Source organism: Acinetobacter sp. RF14B, from assembly GCF_006864105.1.
Lineage (GTDB): Bacteria > Pseudomonadota > Gammaproteobacteria > Pseudomonadales > Moraxellaceae > Acinetobacter > Acinetobacter lwoffii_C.
Genome location: NZ_SMTB01000021.1, coordinates 1 through 16,761 on the forward strand (window position 1 = coordinate 1; position 16,761 = coordinate 16,761).

Genomic DNA, 16,761 nt, shown 5'->3' on the forward strand with positions numbered 1-16,761 from the left:
CTCATGAAATACGGTATTCTGATGTGACAAAACCTGAATCCTAGTCGTTAAAGTGTTTGTTTGCACTCATATTTTAACTGTTAGGACTCAGGTTTTTTTATTTAAAGCAAACTATGGGACAGCAGTGACCTACGGGTTGCTTTTTTGATATGTAGAGTGCAATTTGAAAGCAGCCATATTTTAGAGAGATAGAAAAATTTGGCTTGAAATAGGTGACAAGCGCTGAAGGATAAGGAGCCTAGGATGAAGCAATATCCATTTTATATCCTACGCTGGCTGTCAATCAGCAGTGTCTTCATGCTGGGTTTATACGGTTGCCAGCCTGGATCTCAAAATAAGGCACAAAAAGACGAGATACAACTTGAGGCCAAAACAGTACCTGTTCAGGAGGCTGCTCCGATGGTCTGTGACAAAGAAGGCTGTGTCCGCTTTGATCTATCTACCGTAGATACCCATATCCCGTGGATTGACCAATATTTTATCGAGCGGATCAAACGTACTGAACCGGTTGCCTTTAGTCCGATGGTATCTGCTCAGGCTCAATCCAGACTTATAGACCAGCGCAGGATTCGGGTCAGTTATGTGGGGCAGCAGGGGCCGATTGCTACCTTTGTGCTGGAAAGCAGCCATCTGGCTAAAGCTTCTGGGCGGCGTATTCAGCATCAGGAATATATCAATCTAGATCTGGAGCATAAAAAGCGTCTGGCTTTGTATGAAATTATGCTGGCTACGCGAGAGGCAGAACTCATGAATGTTGTAGATCAGCAATATCCAAACAAATTAAAGAAAGGAAAAGTTAAACAGTCACAGCTTAAGCTGAGCGATAATTATTATCTGGATCGGCAGGGACTGGTGCTGGTTTATCCGCAGAATGAGTTGAGTCTGGGCGCCCAGGGAGTGCGGGAATTAAAAGTGCCTTATTCACAGTTAAACGGTATTCTTCAGCCACGATATTTGCCGGTTGTACCCAAAGAGCGCCCTTAAATATTGTTCTAATAACCCCCAGCTATTGGCTTGATCACTGTATTTTTTAACGTTAAAAGCTTACACTATAGCCAGTTTTTTTCTTATCCAAAGATTGGTTATGATCGACCCAAAATTACTCAGAAATAATATTGAGGCTGTAAATCTAGCCTTGGCAAAACGTGGTGTGCAACTGAATGTAGAAGAGTGGGCTGCACTGGAAGCCCGCCGTAAAGAGATTCAGTCCAAAACTGAATCCTTGCAAGCTGAGCGTAATGCGGGTGCCAAGCAAGTGGGTCAGATCAAAAAAGCAGGCGGTGACGCTTCTGAGATCATGACCCGTATGGCGGCGATTGGTGATGAAATCAAGGCAGCTGAAATTGCGCTGGCTGAGCTGCAAGCTGAACTCGAAGAAAAGTCCCTGTCTATTCCAAACCTGCCGGATGAATCCGTGCCTGAAGGTAAGGATGAAAATGACAACGTAGAAGTCCTGACTTGGGGTACACCACGCGCCTTCGACTTTGAAATCAAAGACCATACTGACCTGGGTGAAATGATGGGCGGTCTGGAATTTGAAACAGCGACCAAATTAACCGGTTCACGTTTTAGCGTATTAAAAGGGCCATTGGCGCGTCTGCAACGGGCGCTGACCCAGTTTATGCTGGATACGCATACCCTGCAAAATGGTTATACCGAAGCCTATGTCCCGTATCTGGTCAATGCGGATTCCCTGCGTGGTACAGGCCAGTTGCCAAAATTTGAAGAAGACTTATTTAAGCTGCAAGGTGAAAAAGAATTTTATCTGATTCCGACTGCTGAAGTGCCAGTGACCAACTTTGTACGTGATGAAATCATTGATGCAGAACGTCTGCCCCTGAAATATGCAGCGCATACGCCATGTTTCCGTAGTGAGGCAGGTTCTTATGGCCGCGATACCCGTGGTTTGATCCGTCAGCACCAGTTCGACAAAGTAGAAATGGTGCAGATCGTAAAACCTGAAACCTCTATGCAGGCTTTGGAAGAGCTAACCGGTCATGCAGAAGGTATTTTGCAAGCCTTAGGTCTGCCATACCGTAAAATCATCCTGTGTGGGGGCGATATGGGGTTTGGTGCAACCAAGACCTATGACCTGGAGGTCTGGGTGCCAAGCCAAAATACTTACCGTGAAATTTCATCATGTTCAAATATGGGAGATTTCCAGGCACGCCGTATGAAAGCGCGTTACCGTGCTGACCAGAAAAAAACTGAATTTGTGCATACCTTGAATGGTTCAGGTCTGGCTGTAGGTCGTACCTTGCTGGCGGTTATGGAAAACTATCAGCGTGCTGATGGTTCAATCGAGATTCCGGAAGTATTGCGCCCATATATGGGTGGGGTAAGCTATATCGACTAAGGTCGGTACACAGCGTTTTGCGCAGCATCAAGGTATAGACAGTCAGATTTAAAGTTTTGAGGTAATCCGTGGATATTTTTCCAATCTCGTTAAAGTTGCAGCAGCAACCTTGTCTGATTGTCGGTGGTGGGCATATTGCCTACCGGAAAGCATTATTGCTGCAGAAAGCCGGGGCAATCATTGATGTGATTGCTCCTGAAATTGAAACGGCTTTGCTGGAGATTGTGCAGCAGTCTGCTGGGCAGTATGTACAGGCACGTTTTAGTGCCGACCTGCCGCTGCGCCAATACCGTTTGGTGATTGCGGCGACCGATGAAGCCGATACTAATCAGCAGGTATTTATAGCCTGTGAAGCTGAAAATGTATTGGTCAACAGTGTTGATGATCCGCCGCATTGCCGTTTTATGGTGCCGGCGATTGTTGACCGTTCTCCTTTGGTAATTTCTGTGGCGACTAATGGCACATCGCCTGTGCTGTCTCGCCAGATCCGTACCCAGTTAGAAGCTGTTATTCCGCACGGCATGGGAAAACTGGCTGAATTTTCTGGAAAATGGCGTGCTGCGGTGAAAGCCAAAATTAGCAATCCGGATAAACGCCGGATTTTCTGGGAAGACCTGTACGCCAGTCCGCTGAAAGAACACGTATTTAATGACAATCTGGCCCAAGCGGATCGCTTGATTGAGCAAACCTTAAATGAATGGCAGCAACCGAAAGGTGAAGTCTATTTGGTCGGAGCGGGACCAGGTGATCCAGAGCTTTTGACCCTCAAGGCTCTGCGTTTAATGCAACAAGCGGATGTCGTCATCTATGACCGTCTGGTCTCGGCACCGATTATGGAGCTGTGCCGCCGTGATGCAGAAAAAGTCTATGTTGGTAAGGCGCGTTCCAATCATGCCGTTCCACAGGAAGGAATCAATGCCTTGCTGGTGAAATATGCCAGTGAAGGCAAGCGGGTCTGCCGTTTAAAAGGGGGGGACCCTTTTATTTTTGGGCGAGGGGGTGAAGAGATTGAAGAGCTCTTTGCTGCAGGTATTCCATTTCAGGTGGTTCCGGGGATTACAGCTGCATCGGGCTGTTCAGCCTATGCCGGAATTCCACTGACTCATCGTGATTATGCACAAAGTGTACGTTTTCTGACCGGACATTTAAAAGAAGGTTCACCTGAATTGCCTTGGTCTGAGCTGGTTTATGAAAATCAGACACTGGTGTTGTATATGGGTCTGATCGGACTGGAAACTATTTGCAAAAAGTTAATTGAGCATGGTCAGCGTTCTGATATGCCTGTGGCTTTGGTGTCTAAAGGCACCACACCCGAGCAGAAAGTTGTAGTGGGAACCCTGCAAAATATTGCAGCTCAAGTATCCGAACATCAAATACAGGCCCCGACTTTAACCATTATTGGTGAGGTGGTCCGCTTGCGTGAACAATTGCAATGGCAGGAGCGCGCTGAGGCGTGATTGTGGCTCTGTAAGAACGTTAAGCGCAGGTCGTAAGTCCTGTATAAGGTGAGCGATACTTGATGCCCTTGATCTGTTATATCTGTAAAAAACGATACAGGAACAATGTTTAGATCCGATACATCAGCTAAACCCTGTGCCTATATTTAAAATATTGAGTGAATAAAAGTGATCCATGTCGTTCTCTATGAACCAGAAATTCCCGCAAATACAGGGAATATCATTCGCCTGTGTGCCAATACCGGTGCACAATTACATTTGATCAAACCGCTAGGATTTGAGCTGGATGATAAAAAACTGAAACGGGCTGGTTTAGATTATCATGAATATGCCAATCTACAGATCTGGGACAATATCGAAGATTGTCTGGCTGATCTGGCCAGCAAGGGTGTGGGAATTGATGCGGTTTATCCGCTGACCACCAAAGGTTTTGAAACGCCGCATACCTCAGATTTAAACCGCCCGGTGGCGCTACTCATGGGGCCTGAAACCCGAGGCCTGCCTGAACAGGTACGTTTGATGTTCCCACAAAAGCACTGGATTCGTCTGCCGATGGCTGAAAATTCCCGTAGTTTGAACCTGTCGAATGCTACTGCCGTGATTGTCTATGAAGCCTGGCGTCAGCAGGGTTTTAAAGCTCTTTAATCTTTGGATGCATGACAAGCTGCCTAAGGGCAGCTTTTTTATTTTCCCAACACTCATCCTCCTCTTGGCTTCATTTGTTATGATGAGCTGAATAAAAGCAACGGAAATAACAAGGATATGTGTCTGAAGCCGATCTTAACACTGTCCCTCGCCCTATATTTGGGAATGACCGCTTTACCGCTTCATGCTGAAGAGGAAACAGTAGCAGCGACAGAAAAGATTCAGCCTATCACTCAGGCAGAAGTGCAGCAGAGTCTGACAGAGATGCAGCAGCGTTTAAATCTTCGCATTGAGCAGTGGGGGCAATCACTTCAGCGTGATGATTTTGAATGGACCTGGCATGGACGTAAACTGAAGCAGTCCAAACGTCAGGAAGTCTGTGATATTTTCCAACAAGTGGTCAATGAAATGTATCAGCTCATGGTTGAAAATAAAGCCCGTTTACGCCCCGAAGACCAGAAACTCTTGTCGAATCGTGACGGGTTTATTGAAAAACTGGGTTATCAGAATAATCGGGTCAATACCAAGATGGGCTTTGATTGCCGTTTACACTAAGCACAGCAAAATCCAAGCCTAAAAAAGGCGCATCAAGCGCCTTTTTTAAAGTTAAACATTATTCAAATTCGTTATGTTGAGGAGCTGGGTGCTTAAAGCCCTTGGTTCTATAACCCAAGTACAAAATACCAAACATCGCCCACCATAAACCATATTTCAATGCAGTTTCTTCAATTTCCAGCCACATAGCAAAAACACTGATGAAGCCCAGTAGGGGAATAACCACAAAGCTGAAAATATCTTTTGCTGTTTTGGTCCGGCCATCACGCAAAGCATAGCGTGAAATGACAGACAGGTTCACAAAAGTAAATGCAGTCAATGCACCAAAGCTGATCATGGAAATCACGATATCCAGATCCATGAAGCCCGCAGTCAGCGCCACAGCACCCACAATCATAATATTGTAAGACGGGGTGAAGTTACGTGGGCTGATATGACCAAAGATTTTCTTATTGATTACACCATCGCGACCCATCACATACATTAAACGCGATACACCGGCATGTGCAGAAATGCCGGATGCCATCACCGTTACGATCGCAAATGCCAGTACATAAGACTGGAACAGCGAGCCACCGACCAGTAACAGAATTTCTGGCTGGGTCTCGGCAATATTCTTAAAGTAAGTCCCCGGTGCTGACGGGAAATAGAGCTGCATGAAGTAGGTACTGATAATGAAGATCACACCGGCAATTAAAGCGGTTAAGAAAATTGCCTTAGGCAGGGTTTTCTCGGTATCTTTGGTTTCTTCCGCCAGTGAACTTAAAGAGTCAAATCCGGTGAAAGAGAAACATAGCAGGGTAGCTCCTGTAATCAGGGCGCCGACCGAGGTTAACTCATTCCAGAACGGTTCCATACTCCATAACTGATAACGCTGTTCCGCAGTAATTAGACCTTCAGCATTGAAACCGGCCTGGAGCTTGGTATATACCATCCAGGTAAAGGCCGCGATCACGATTAACTGGATCAAGACAATCATACTGTTAAAGTTAGCGACAAAACGCACACCACGCAGGTTGATCCCGGTCATAAAGGCCGTCAAAGCTACCACCCAAACCCAGGGGTTAATATCCGGGAACAAGGCCTTCAGATAGATGACCGCCAGGATGATATTGACCATCGGTGATAACAGATAATCCAACCACGACGACCAGCCGACCATGAAGCCAATATTTGGATGAATTGATTTTTGCGCATAGGTATAGGCTGAACCCGAAGAGGGGTAGCGACGGATCATATGACCATAACTGATCGAAGTAAACAAAATTGCAATCAGGGCAATGATGTAAGAAGTAGGAACATGGAAGTGACTTGCTTCTGATACTAAACCGAAAGTATCAAATAAGGTCATTGGCTGAATATAAGCCAAACCAATAATAATGATGTGCCAGAGTCCTAGCGTTTTTTGCAGTTTAGCTGCCGATTGAGTCCCAGAGAAATTAGTCAACGGCGTTATCCTCTTAATCGTTGATCAAGGATCAGTCATATTAAATAAGGATCGTTTGAGACGAACGATCCCCCCTACATTTTTCTGTAAAAGTGCGCCAATCTATTCCAAAATGATGGCTTTTACTAGCTATTTTTAACTTTAGAACTGCAAAAATATGCTGTTTCTTAAAAAATAGCGTTCATGCAAGATAAAAGCCTGATGTTTAAAAAAACATCAGGCTAAAATTTTCGCTATATTGGCTTATTTTTCAGTAATTACCAAGCCTTTTTTAAGATAGATTTCAAATCTTCTAGCGTGGCTTCTTTCGGGTTGTAAATGATTGACCCATCATTCAGGGCTTTTTCAGCCACTTCATCCAGTTGTGCTTCAAAAATCTTGCCAGTTTCACTTAAAGTCCGCGGTAATTTAGTCAGACTATAAATGCGGTCACGCATCGTCATAATCATCGCGATGGTTTTATCAGCACGTAAATGTGCTGGTGTTTGTGCATAAATATCTGCACCGGCCAGAGGCAGGAGTAAATCGGCAATTCTCTCTCCATTGACCTCTTTGTTGTATTCCAGCACATAAGGCAGGAACAGGTTCATACATAAACCATGCGGCAGGTGCGCGACCGCACCTAAGGAATGACCGAGTGAGTGAACCAGTCCCACCATAGAGTTAGAAAAGGCAATACCGGCCATGGTCGATGCCTGAGCCAGCTCTAAGCGTCCTTGTGCATCGGTTGGCGTGTCCAGAACATTAAACAGGTGTGCGCTAATCTTTTTAATTGCTGCGGTGGCATAAGCATCTGAAATTGGATTGGCTGCCATGCAGGTATAGGCCTCTACTGCATGGGTCATGGCATCCATCGCTGTCATTGCTGTAAGATGTGGGGGGAGCGTTTGGGTCATGCGCGGATCAAGAATTGCTGCATGCGGCATCAGATAATAAGAGGCAAACGGCATTTTGACATTCTTTTCAGTATCTGACACGACAGCGATCATGGTCACTTCTGAGCCAGTGCCTGAGGTCGTCGGAATCACAAAGAAAGGCTTGAGCGGTTTAGGCAGGTTATGTGCGCCTGAGTATTTCAGTAAATCATTACCGCCTTCAGAGACTAGAATATTGGTCGCTTTTGAAGTGTCAATGACTGAACCGCCACCAACTGCAATAATGGCATCACAGTTCTGATCACGATATAGCTTTGCAGCTTTGCGTACTGTTTCCAGACTCGAATCTGGCGGAACATCATCGAAAATGCCCGCAATCACGGCATCGGCAGATTCAAAAGCGTCTTCAATCGGTATAAGCAGATTGTTGGCGCGTACCCCTTTATCGGTAATGATCAGTGGGCGCTTTGCTCCCAAGGTAGCCAGTTCAAATGGAATATGTTCTAACGCGGCATGACCGGCAATGACTTTGACCGGGCAGAAAAATTCGTAATATGGTTTAGCCATGGGTTATGCACTCCGCTTGAAATAAGATTGGGCTACTTTGAGATAGATATTGGCAGCTCCAGTTAGTTTTTCTTTTAAACTCAAATCGCTTGGATATTCTTTGACAGCCAGTTCGGCTACTAATTTCGGTAAAATCAACGCTTCCATTTTATTGAGGCAGCGTACCAGACGGATCGCATTGGAAATATCGCCATCCGCAATCATCCGGTCATTGGCAAAAGCCTGTGAAGTACTTTCCTGAAAAGAAAATACCAGAAAGGCATGGTGTAAATGCTTAAAGGTAATGGTGAGATCGGGTTTAGTCTTGCTGTTCTTCACCAACGCCAGTTGATGGTTTTCAGTCACTCTGGCAACAAAGGCCGGGCCATTCGGAAATACGTTCATTGAAAGGCTAAAATTGGCAGGAAACTGGGTGATTTCCTGTTGGATTTCTGCATCCACCTGACTGGCCATGACCAGACCGCGACCGATGATATCCATCATCAGTTTGACATAGGCAAGCTGCAAAGCAGGTTTTATGGATTTCTTCGCAATCACATGATAATCCTTATCTTGGTATTATTTGTTTAGAGTAAATACTCTAATTTATTTAAAGGTGAAATGCAAAGGCTTTATTTTTGTTCAATATTAATGTGTGTAAAGTAACCGCTACTGCTTAAACTTTCAATAATATCTTGACACAAGTCGGCAAATGTCGGTGGCTGACTCAGCAGGTCATGGATTCGAACCATTTCCAGCCCAGCGTAGCCACAGGGATTGATGGTCTGGAAACCGGTCAATTCGCAGTCAATATTGAGTGCCAAGCCATGGTAAGAACGCCCTTTACGGATTTTAAAGCCCAAAGAACCTATCTTGCGTTCTGCGACATAAACACCCGGTGCATTAGCTTTGGCATAGGATTCTATACCGTATTTTTTTAACAGGTCAATCATCAGCTGTTCGGCATAGGACACCAGTGTACGCACATTCCAGCCGAGACGATTTAGGTCAAACATAAAATAGGCCACCAGCTGCCCCGGACCATGCCAGGTGACCTGACCGCCACGATCTGTTTGTATAACAGGAATATTACTAGGAACCAGGATATGTTCCGGTTTACCCGCCTGACCTTGGGTTAATACATCATGGTGTTGTAAGATCCACAGCTCATCCGGGGTATGAGCATCACGGTTTTCGGTAAAATGTTTCATTTCCAGAAAACGGTCTTCATACGGCGTCAGCTGGTTGTACTGACGGATAATCAATTCAGGTTTTTGAACAGTTTCAGCCACGCTGTGAAAGTCCTTTTTGGGTCAAATTTATCAGATTCATTATAATGAATTGCAAGGCCAATAGAGCAATAGGGTAGGCTCCGAGTTCTATTTTTTTATTGTGGCTCATGGCGTAAAGCGCATAAAAAAGCACGCATATTTGCGTGCTTTTTTATTATGCTGATTACAGCGCTGTGCGAATGTGTTCGCAAGCTGCAAGGTCCGCATAAAGCGCATGAACTTGGTCAAGCTCTTCAAAACGAAGCTGCGCAGTAATAGAGTGATATTTACCTGTACGCGACGGCTGCACTTTTAAAGTCGTCTGGTCAAATTCAGGAAAATGCTTCACTAAAATTTCTACGACAGCACCGTGCAATTCTGTACCTGCATTACCAATGAGTTTAATTGGGTAGTCCATTGGAAATACCCAAAGATCTTCACGGAGTTCGCGAGATGGAGTGCGGTCTATCATAGTTCACCTCAAATTTTATAGACAAAGCCTGCAAAAGAGCAGGCTTTGAGATTCTCTTAAATACATAATGGAGACCCATAGCAATCTTTCAAGTCCCCATCACGCGTTAAGAATTAGTCGTTTTCCAGGAATGAACGCAGGTGTTCAGAACGGGAAGGGTGGCGTAATTTACGTAGTGCTTTCGCTTCAATCTGACGGATACGTTCACGGGTTACGTCAAATTGTTTACCGACTTCTTCCAGCGTGTGATCCGTTGGCATGTCGATACCGAAACGCATTTTCAGGACTTTCGCTTCACGCTCAGTCAGATTTTCCAGAACTTCACGGGTTGCTTCTTTCAAGCCTTCTGAGGTTGCTGCATCAACTGGTGAAGTGATGTTGCTATCCTCAATGAAATCACCCAGATGCGAATCTTCATCATCACCGATTGGTGTTTCCATCGAAATCGGCTCTTTGGCGATTTTCAGTACTTTACGTACTTTAACCTCGTCCATTTCCAGACGTTCGCCCAGTTCTTCAGGAGTCGGTTCGCGGCCCATTTCCTGAAGCAATTGACGCGATACACGGTTGATCTTGTTTATAGTTTCAATCATGTGTACTGGAATACGGATAGTACGCGCCTGGTCTGCGATTGAACGGGTAATCGCTTGACGAATCCACCAGGTGGCATAGGTCGAGAACTTGTAACCACGACGGTATTCGAACTTGTCTACAGCCTTCATCAGACCGATGTTACCTTCCTGAATCAGATCTAGGAACTGCAAGCCGCGGTTAGTGTATTTCTTGGCAATCGAAATCACCAGACGCAAGTTCGCTTCCACCATTTCTTTCTTGGCACGACGCGCTTTTGCTTCACCTACCGCCATACGTTTCGCAATCTCTTTGATGTCACGAACGCTTAAGCCAAGCTCATTTTCAATATCTGCAATTTTTTGCTGGAAGGCCAGTACGTCAGCACGAACTTTTTCCAGATAGCCTTTCTGATCAGCAGGTGCTTTTGCGATTTGCTCATCTAACCAGGCTGGATTTGATTCCTGGCCCGGGAATGTCGTACGGAACTGGGTACGGTCCATACGGCCACGACGGACTGCATAACGCATCACTTCACGTTCTGCACTACGGATCTGCTCATGCGTACCACGAATCATTTCAGAAATCAGATCAAACAGACGCGGTGTAAATTTGAACATCATGAACACAGATGCGAGTGCTTGCAGGGCTTCTTCGCCTTCTTTACTATTGCGGCCGTGTTTTTCCAGAACCGCTTTGGTGTTTTTCCAGGCATCTGAAAGTTCAGTAAAGCGGGCTCTGGCAATTTCTGGATCCGGACCTGAATCTGCTTCAGATTCCTCTTCAGTTTCAGCTTCTTCCTCTTCCTCGTCATCATCCAGTTTTACTTCTTTGGTGGACTTGGCGGCAGATGCTTTTTCCTCTGGAAGCTCAGCTTCCTCTTCGATAACTTCTGGAATTGCTTCATCAGTTTCAGGGTCTAAATACCCTGACAGAATGTCAGCCAGACGACGTTCGCCGGCTTCATAATCTTTATATTCTTGGAGTACAACGCCCACTGCATTTGGCCAGTAAGCAATCGAGTGCAGAATGTCACGGATACCTTCTTCAATCCGTTTTGCAATGCTAATTTCGCCTTCACGCGTTAAGAGCTCAACCGTCCCCATTTCACGCATATACATGCGTACAGGGTCAGTGGTACGACCTGGTTCATTTTCTACAGATGCAAGTACCGCTGCAGCTTCTTCTTCTGCAACTTCATCGGCAGCTTCTGCATTATCCTCAAACATCGCATCATCAGATTCAGGAGCGCGGTCATGGACAGGAATACCCACGTCATTCAGCATTTGAATGATGTCTTCAATCTGTTCGCTTTCTGTGATGGAGTCCGGGAGATGATCGTTAACCTCAGCGAAGGTTAAGTAACCTTGTTCTTTGCCTCGGCTAATCAGAGCCGCTACTTGAGAAGTAGGGGAAGTCATATCGCTCATCTTTGCTTACTCTCGTTGAATCTGTGGCAGTGAAAAACCGTGCATCATAGCACAATTCACTGAAATAATTTTGGAATTGATCAGTCAAGCATGATTTTATCAAAATGTTTGAAAGTACAATTGAATATGAATATTAGGCCTAAGTTTATCTTTTCAAGTGCATTTCCTGATCTTATTTTATAGAAATGTCTTTTATCTGGTGGATAAAAAACATTCAATACCTAATATGCTAATTAATACACAATTATGTAGTAGAAAAACAAGAGCCAATTGGTATACACATACAAAATATATAAATAAAACTTGACAAGTTTTAGAAGGCAAGATAAATAGCGCCTAGACCCATTATATTTTTCACTACGAGGTAGTTTTAGTGTCTTCAACAGATTTTGAGCTGGATGATAGCTACGGTGATGATGACGTTAATTTTGATGAAGCATCAAGTAAGCTGAGTGCGAAAGAATCATTGGAAAAACGCCGTCTGATTGATGAGTTGTTGTCTCAGCGCCGACTGGAACGTGAACTCAAAGATTTTGACTACGACTTCGACGATGATGACGATTTCGATGAGGAAGATTAGCCGATTTGGATTTAGCATGGACTGAATAAATGCTATGCTAAACCCTTCGGTTTTCTAAGTTTGGATATGAAATGAGTGCTTTAGATTTAGACCAGTTGAGTGAATATCTGGATGGCGACCAAAATGAGTATGGTCTGGATTTTGCAGCAACTCATGGTTTCCTGTGTGCAATTGCTGTCGGCCCACAGTTCGACAAATGGTTAGATGAGCTGTTTGAAGGTAACCAGAAAAAAGTACCTGCAGAAATCATCAATCAGGTAAAAACATGGTTAGAGGCAATTCGTCAAAGCTTGGCCAACGAAGAAGGAATCAGTTTCCCCTTCGAGATTGAAGAAGCAGATACCGATTCTAGTCTGGGGGACTGGAGTGTAGGTTTTGTTGACGCCATGTTCCTGAACGAAGAAGCCTGGTTCACTGAAGAGTTTGAAGAACAGCTGGTAGATTTGACTCTGCCAATTATGGTGTTTAGTGGCATTGATGAAGAAGATCCGCAAATGGAGTCTTTCCGTCGCAATGGTCAGCTTATGGATGAACTTGCAGAAGAAATCCCGGAAAACCTGAATGAGTTATATCTGATGTATCACACACCAGAATAATTCTGTAAAATAAAAAAAGCACCACTGGGTGCTTTTTTTATGTCTCGCTATTCTGGTGATAAGCCAATGGTTTTAGTTGTGACTTTATCTGAATGGCTTTAAGGTTGTTTTTGTTGAACTCGCCGAAACATAAGGGCGGTACAGCATCTCGCGTAAGATTTCTCTCTTGGAATACCAGTTACAACACCATGATGCTCAGGCTCAGCAATACACTGACCCCGAGACAGCCCCAAACCAGCTTTTTTTCCCCTCCCTTACTGGGTAAGTGTTGCTTCGTGTGCAAATTTGATCGGGGTTGCTACATCAGCAGCTCATATTGCAGTCATACTGCGTAGAGGATCAATTAGCATATTTTTTGCTGCTATTTCGTTATGCGTCCTCCAGTTAAAAGGGCGAAATTTCCTGCCTCACGTCAGCTAAAAATCTTGCCAGATCTATCCTGTATGTCGCAAACATCTATGAAGTGTCAACCGACTTTATTATCTTAAATAGGATATGTATTGTGTTCACTTAACCTGGAGGAGGAAGGTCAGTGAGTTTTGCTGTTTTATTAAAATGCTAATCTAAGAATTATAATATTCAGCAAGATACATTAGCATAAACTGGATGAGTGCCATTTGATACCAGCCAGTATTTTGACACCCATCCAGGAAAAGGCCAGTTTTAAGTAGGTTTCTTTAGAAATTTGGCCAGACTGTAGCGGGCATAGCCATTATAAGCGATATGAAAGACTAAGCCATGTAAGCCAATCAGGGCGGCGACCAAAAATGAATTTGGGCCTCTGCCTGCATAAGCTGTGGTTCGGAAAACTTCTTCAGTTTGTGGATGAAGCCAGATCATGACAAATAGAAAAATAAACCCGAAAGCCATCGCGATGGTGGTCGACCCCCATACCAGTTTACTTTTCTCTTCTTTGCTGGGTAAACGCTGTTGTGTTTTTACAAAATGGCGGGCACTCAGGAAAGCCGCAGCAATCAGGGCCGGGATCAGGATAATGACTCCCAGATTCAATATATAGATGAGGATGCCAATCAATATCACCAAGGCAAGATAAATAGTGGCAAAATATTTTAGATAATGCGACATTGTTCTAGCCTCCTTTAGTAGCGTCTGATTCAGGATGGCTGATTTTTACGCTGGTGTCTACGGTATAACATCCAGCTAATCAGCACTAGGACGATAGCGAGGATTACATAACTAACTTTGCTGAAGATTTGCTGCATCAGTTGCTGGTTCTCACCAAAATAAAAACCGACACAGGCCAGAAATGTGGTCCAGATGACCGTTCCTAAACTGCTATAGAACATGAATTTCCAGAAAGGCATACCGCTCATGCCAGCAGGAATACTGATCAGGGAGCGTACAGCAGGCACCATGCGGCCAAAAAATACAATCCGATGCCCATACTTTTCAAACCATTGCAGAGAGGTTTTGACATCTTTGGATTTGATAAACAGGAGTTTGCCATAACGGTCGACGAATTTGAAAATACTGTCATGATTGAATTTATAGCCAATCCAGTACAAGAGAGCGGCAGCGATTAAGGAACCGAAAGAGCCAGCAATAATCACTCCGCTTAGAAGCAATTGGCCTTGAGAAGCTGAATAGCCTGCAGAGGGCATAATGATTTCAGAGGGAATAGGAGGGAAGACATTGTCTAGAAACATCAGCAGGGCAATACCGAGGTAGCCCAGTTTTTCCATGACAGAGATAATCCATTCGGTTAGATTCATGGTAAATAAGTCAATAAAAAATAATCCCTATATGCTAAGGAGTATTTTTTATACAGTAAAGTTGAGATATATAACTGAGATCGCAGCAATTAACTGTGACTTAAGGTGTAGATATAAACTTTACGTAATAGATAGGCCAAACAGATCGGCAAAACACTTAGCAATAAAAAATGTACCGCGGTAGCATTAATGTGATAACTGACAAACAGGGCTAAAATTGCCCCAATCACGGTACCTAGAATGACAATAAATAAATGTGACTGGCGTTCAAGTTCCTCAGTAACCTGATTCATTCGTTGTAATTTTATATTTTCTTGAGTCTGGAATCTGACAATATTTTCAGAATCCGGTGCAAGTGAACTCGTCATTTTACGTTCCTTTTCATTTTAAATATTTAGTTATTAATGAAAGACTTAGGTGTTTAAAGGTGCTTGATTATAAGACTAGCAAGCTTGATCTGAAAAAAATGCGTGTCTTGGTAAATAATTAGTAAGCTTTTTATTGCGGATGTGTTTTTATGTAAATAAAAAGCCCTCCGAAGAGGGCTTATATATATTTGTTTACAAAGCTTGGTTTAAAGACGTTTACGTTTTGCCGCCAGAATTTGCGATTGACGCATGCGGAAACCTTCTTTTTGCTTCTCGGTGGTTTTATCAATGCAGTACACGCAGGAAACACCATGTTCATAGCTCGGCAGTGCTACTTCTTCTGGACTCAACGGCCAGCCACAGGCGTGACATTTGGTGTTCTGGCCCTCTTCCATGCCATGTGTGACCGCAGTACGGCCATCAAATACGAAACATTCACCTTCCCACATGCTTTCTTCAGGTGGTGTCTCTTCCAGGTATTTTAAGATGCCGCCTTTCAGGTGATAAACTTCGGTAAAGCCTTCTTGAAGCAAGAGAGAAGTTGATTTTTCACAGCGAATTCCGCCAGTACAGAACATGGCAATTTTCTTATCTTTATGCTGTTCCAGATTATTTTTCACGTATTCCGGGAATTCACGGAAAGTTTCAGTTTTTGGATCAATCGCGCCTTTAAATGTACCGGCTTTATATTCGTAATCGTTACGGGTGTCGACGAGAATCACGTCATCACGTGCAATCAGTTCATTCCATTCTTTAGGGTCCAGATAGTGGCCGACCAAATCGCGTGGTTTCACTTCTACGCCCAAGGTCACGATTTCTTGTTTCAGCTTGATTTTCATTTTCCGGAATGGTTTGTCAGAGCTGTGTGACTCTTTATATTCCATCTGTTCAAAACCTTCATCAAGCAGGAACTGATGAACTTGATCAATGGCAGCACGGTCACCCGCCACTGTGCCGTTAATGCCTTCACCTGCCACAATCAGAGTACCGCAAAGGTTGATGGTATTTACCAAGTCCAAAAGACGTTGTTGCAGATCCGCAGGATTCTGAACTTCTTTGAATTGATAAAGTGCGGCAACAACCCAACCAGTCGTCGCTTGCTGTTCTACAGGTGCAAGCTGTTCTACAGTAGCGTTCATGGAATACTCCAACGTAGCATGATAGTTTAAAAGGCGCATATTTTAACGTGATTCGGGTGAATAAGCGAGTAAAACACCGGCTTTTAACAGGCTTCAATTCATTCAGGAGAGCGTGTATAGTCATGCCGACCCAAGATTTTGGGACAATGATGCAAATGCTAAAAATTGCAGCACAGTTGGAGTAAGTTTTGAGTTCGGATCGTCGTATTGCATCTTTAACCCCTTGTGCAGGGCGTTGTTCTACCGTATTTGGAGATGCGGTCTGTCGTGGCTGTCGCCGTTTTAATCATGAAGTCATTCAGTGGAATACTTATACTGCTGACCAGCATAGCGTGGTCTGGCAGCGACTAGATATACAGTTAGACCAGATTTTAGTGCCGATGCTGCCCCATGCTGATTTAAAGCATGTAGAAAACTTTGTCCGTTCCAAACGTGTACGTTTGCGTGATGATGCCAGTAAAGGCCGAAAGTTGTATCATGCTTTAAAGCTGTGTGAAAAGAACCGCCATTTCACCGATGAAAGCGGGCTGGGCATTCATTATAAGCAAGTGCGTCCTCTTTGGCAGGAGTTTGAACGTCGGGTGCTGGCCTTGGCCCAAGCCAGTTATGACTTGGCCTTTTTACGGGCTGATAGCATTGGCCAGCATTTGATTCATTTACAAGAAGAGGACTAAGTCCTCTTTTTTTAATATAAAAATAGAGTAAGTGTCGCTGAGGAATC

18 protein-coding genes are annotated in these 16,761 nt (G+C 44.2%); 8 read left to right on the forward strand and 10 right to left on the reverse strand.

Features of this window, described 5'->3' with window-relative positions; genetic code table 11:
* Nucleotides 1–243: 243 nt before the first annotated feature.
* The 5 genes from E2K52_RS05000 to E2K52_RS05020 all read left to right on the forward strand — a co-directional run bounded on the left by E2K52_RS05000 (nucleotide 244) and on the right by E2K52_RS05020 (nucleotide 5,013).
* Nucleotides 244–984: an RsiV family protein gene (locus tag E2K52_RS05000; RefSeq protein WP_227548212.1), complete on the forward strand. Its 741-nt coding sequence runs from the start codon at nucleotides 244–246 to the stop codon at nucleotides 982–984.
* A gap of 100 nt (nucleotides 985–1,084) precedes the next feature.
* Nucleotides 1,085–2,356, forward strand: a complete 1,272-nt coding sequence (gene serS, locus E2K52_RS05005) for a serine--tRNA ligase (RefSeq protein ID WP_151204059.1) — start codon at nucleotides 1,085–1,087, stop codon at nucleotides 2,354–2,356.
* 68 nt (nucleotides 2,357–2,424) lie between these two features.
* A complete protein-coding gene (gene cysG / locus E2K52_RS05010) occupies nucleotides 2,425–3,813 on the forward strand; it encodes a siroheme synthase CysG (protein ID WP_151204060.1) in 1,389 nt (462 codons plus the stop codon).
* A 168-nt stretch (nucleotides 3,814–3,981) separates the two neighbouring features.
* Complete coding sequence (locus E2K52_RS05015; RefSeq protein ID WP_151204061.1) at nucleotides 3,982–4,458, forward strand: tRNA (cytidine(34)-2'-O)-methyltransferase; 477 nt, start codon at nucleotides 3,982–3,984, stop codon at nucleotides 4,456–4,458.
* Between the two features lie 165 nt (nucleotides 4,459–4,623).
* A complete protein-coding gene (locus tag E2K52_RS05020; protein ID WP_227548213.1) occupies nucleotides 4,624–5,013 on the forward strand; it encodes a hypothetical protein in 390 nt (129 codons plus the stop codon).
* Nucleotides 5,014–5,071: 58 nt separating this feature from the next.
* Here the strand turns inward: E2K52_RS05020 and E2K52_RS05025 are convergent, their stop codons facing one another.
* From E2K52_RS05025 to rpoD, 6 genes are all read right to left on the reverse strand, one after another.
* A complete protein-coding gene (locus tag E2K52_RS05025; RefSeq protein WP_151204063.1) occupies nucleotides 5,072–6,460 on the reverse strand; it encodes an APC family permease in 1,389 nt (462 codons plus the stop codon).
* A 257-nt stretch (nucleotides 6,461–6,717) separates the two neighbouring features.
* A complete protein-coding gene (locus tag E2K52_RS05030; RefSeq protein WP_151204064.1) occupies nucleotides 6,718–7,902 on the reverse strand; it encodes an iron-containing alcohol dehydrogenase in 1,185 nt (394 codons plus the stop codon).
* Nucleotides 7,903–7,905: 3 nt separating this feature from the next.
* Nucleotides 7,906–8,385, reverse strand: a complete 480-nt coding sequence (locus E2K52_RS05035; protein WP_413772984.1) for a hypothetical protein — start codon at nucleotides 8,383–8,385, stop codon at nucleotides 7,906–7,908.
* Nucleotides 8,386–8,513: 128 nt separating this feature from the next.
* Nucleotides 8,514–9,173: a lipoyl(octanoyl) transferase LipB gene (lipB, locus tag E2K52_RS05040; RefSeq protein WP_151204066.1), complete on the reverse strand. Its 660-nt coding sequence runs from the start codon at nucleotides 9,171–9,173 to the stop codon at nucleotides 8,514–8,516.
* Nucleotides 9,174–9,336: 163 nt separating this feature from the next.
* Nucleotides 9,337–9,624, reverse strand: coding sequence for a YbeD family protein (locus E2K52_RS05045; RefSeq protein WP_151204067.1), 288 nt, complete (start codon nucleotides 9,622–9,624; stop codon nucleotides 9,337–9,339).
* A gap of 113 nt (nucleotides 9,625–9,737) precedes the next feature.
* Nucleotides 9,738–11,624: an RNA polymerase sigma factor RpoD gene (rpoD, locus tag E2K52_RS05050; RefSeq protein WP_151204068.1), complete on the reverse strand. Its 1,887-nt coding sequence runs from the start codon at nucleotides 11,622–11,624 to the stop codon at nucleotides 9,738–9,740.
* A gap of 373 nt (nucleotides 11,625–11,997) precedes the next feature.
* Here rpoD and E2K52_RS05055 point away from each other — a divergent pair, with 373 nt between their 5' ends.
* Together E2K52_RS05055 and E2K52_RS05060 are read left to right on the forward strand one after the other, a co-directional pair.
* Nucleotides 11,998–12,204 (forward strand): PA3496 family putative envelope integrity protein, encoded by a 207-nt coding sequence (locus E2K52_RS05055; RefSeq protein WP_151204069.1) that lies wholly within the window; start codon nucleotides 11,998–12,000, stop codon nucleotides 12,202–12,204.
* Nucleotides 12,205–12,275: 71 nt separating this feature from the next.
* Nucleotides 12,276–12,800 (forward strand): YecA family protein, encoded by a 525-nt coding sequence (locus E2K52_RS05060; protein WP_151204070.1) that lies wholly within the window; start codon nucleotides 12,276–12,278, stop codon nucleotides 12,798–12,800.
* A 663-nt stretch (nucleotides 12,801–13,463) separates the two neighbouring features.
* Here E2K52_RS05060 and E2K52_RS05065 read toward each other — a convergent pair.
* The 4 genes from E2K52_RS05065 to E2K52_RS05080 form a co-directional block, all read right to left on the reverse strand.
* Entirely contained in the window at nucleotides 13,464–13,886 is a 423-nt protein-coding gene (locus E2K52_RS05065; protein ID WP_151204071.1) for an ABZJ_00895 family protein, read from the reverse strand.
* Nucleotides 13,887–13,915: 29 nt separating this feature from the next.
* A complete protein-coding gene (locus E2K52_RS05070) occupies nucleotides 13,916–14,533 on the reverse strand; it encodes a DedA family protein (RefSeq protein ID WP_151204072.1) in 618 nt (205 codons plus the stop codon).
* 89 nt (nucleotides 14,534–14,622) lie between these two features.
* The gene (locus E2K52_RS05075) at nucleotides 14,623–14,901 is read right to left on the reverse strand and encodes an FUSC family protein (RefSeq protein ID WP_151204073.1); all 279 of its coding nucleotides are present in this window, start codon (nucleotides 14,899–14,901) and stop codon (nucleotides 14,623–14,625) included.
* Between the two features lie 206 nt (nucleotides 14,902–15,107).
* Nucleotides 15,108–16,040: a rhodanese-related sulfurtransferase gene (locus tag E2K52_RS05080; protein ID WP_151204074.1), complete on the reverse strand. Its 933-nt coding sequence runs from the start codon at nucleotides 16,038–16,040 to the stop codon at nucleotides 15,108–15,110.
* Nucleotides 16,041–16,228: 188 nt separating this feature from the next.
* Here E2K52_RS05080 and E2K52_RS05085 point away from each other — a divergent pair, with 188 nt between their 5' ends.
* Complete coding sequence (locus tag E2K52_RS05085) at nucleotides 16,229–16,714, forward strand: DUF1289 domain-containing protein (protein ID WP_151204075.1); 486 nt, start codon at nucleotides 16,229–16,231, stop codon at nucleotides 16,712–16,714.
* Nucleotides 16,715–16,761 lie beyond the last annotated feature (47 nt).

Bases quoted from the DNA above. Each gene is read 5' to 3' on its own strand.
- E2K52_RS05000 (WP_227548212.1), top strand. From the start codon at position 244: ATGAAGCAATATCCATTTTATATCCTACGCTGGCTGTCAATCAGCAGT.
- serS (WP_151204059.1), top strand. From the start codon at position 1,085: ATGATCGACCCAAAATTACTCAGAAATAATATTGAGGCTGTAAATCTA.
- E2K52_RS05020 (WP_227548213.1), top strand. From the start codon at position 4,624: ATGACCGCTTTACCGCTTCATGCTGAAGAGGAAACAGTAGCAGCGACA.
- E2K52_RS05030 (WP_151204064.1), bottom strand. From the start codon at position 7,902: ATGGCTAAACCATATTACGAATTTTTCTGCCCGGTCAAAGTCATTGCC.
- E2K52_RS05035 (WP_413772984.1), bottom strand. From the start codon at position 8,385: ATGATGGATATCATCGGTCGCGGTCTGGTCATGGCCAGTCAGGTGGAT.
- E2K52_RS05045 (WP_151204067.1), bottom strand. From the start codon at position 9,624: ATGATAGACCGCACTCCATCTCGCGAACTCCGTGAAGATCTTTGGGTA.
- rpoD (WP_151204068.1), bottom strand. From the start codon at position 11,624: ATGAGCGATATGACTTCCCCTACTTCTCAAGTAGCGGCTCTGATTAGC.
- E2K52_RS05060 (WP_151204070.1), top strand. From the start codon at position 12,276: ATGAGTGCTTTAGATTTAGACCAGTTGAGTGAATATCTGGATGGCGAC.
- E2K52_RS05065 (WP_151204071.1), bottom strand. From the start codon at position 13,886: ATGTCGCATTATCTAAAATATTTTGCCACTATTTATCTTGCCTTGGTG.
- E2K52_RS05070 (WP_151204072.1), bottom strand. From the start codon at position 14,533: ATGAATCTAACCGAATGGATTATCTCTGTCATGGAAAAACTGGGCTAC.
- E2K52_RS05075 (WP_151204073.1), bottom strand. From the start codon at position 14,901: ATGACGAGTTCACTTGCACCGGATTCTGAAAATATTGTCAGATTCCAG.
- E2K52_RS05080 (WP_151204074.1), bottom strand. From the start codon at position 16,040: ATGAACGCTACTGTAGAACAGCTTGCACCTGTAGAACAGCAAGCGACG.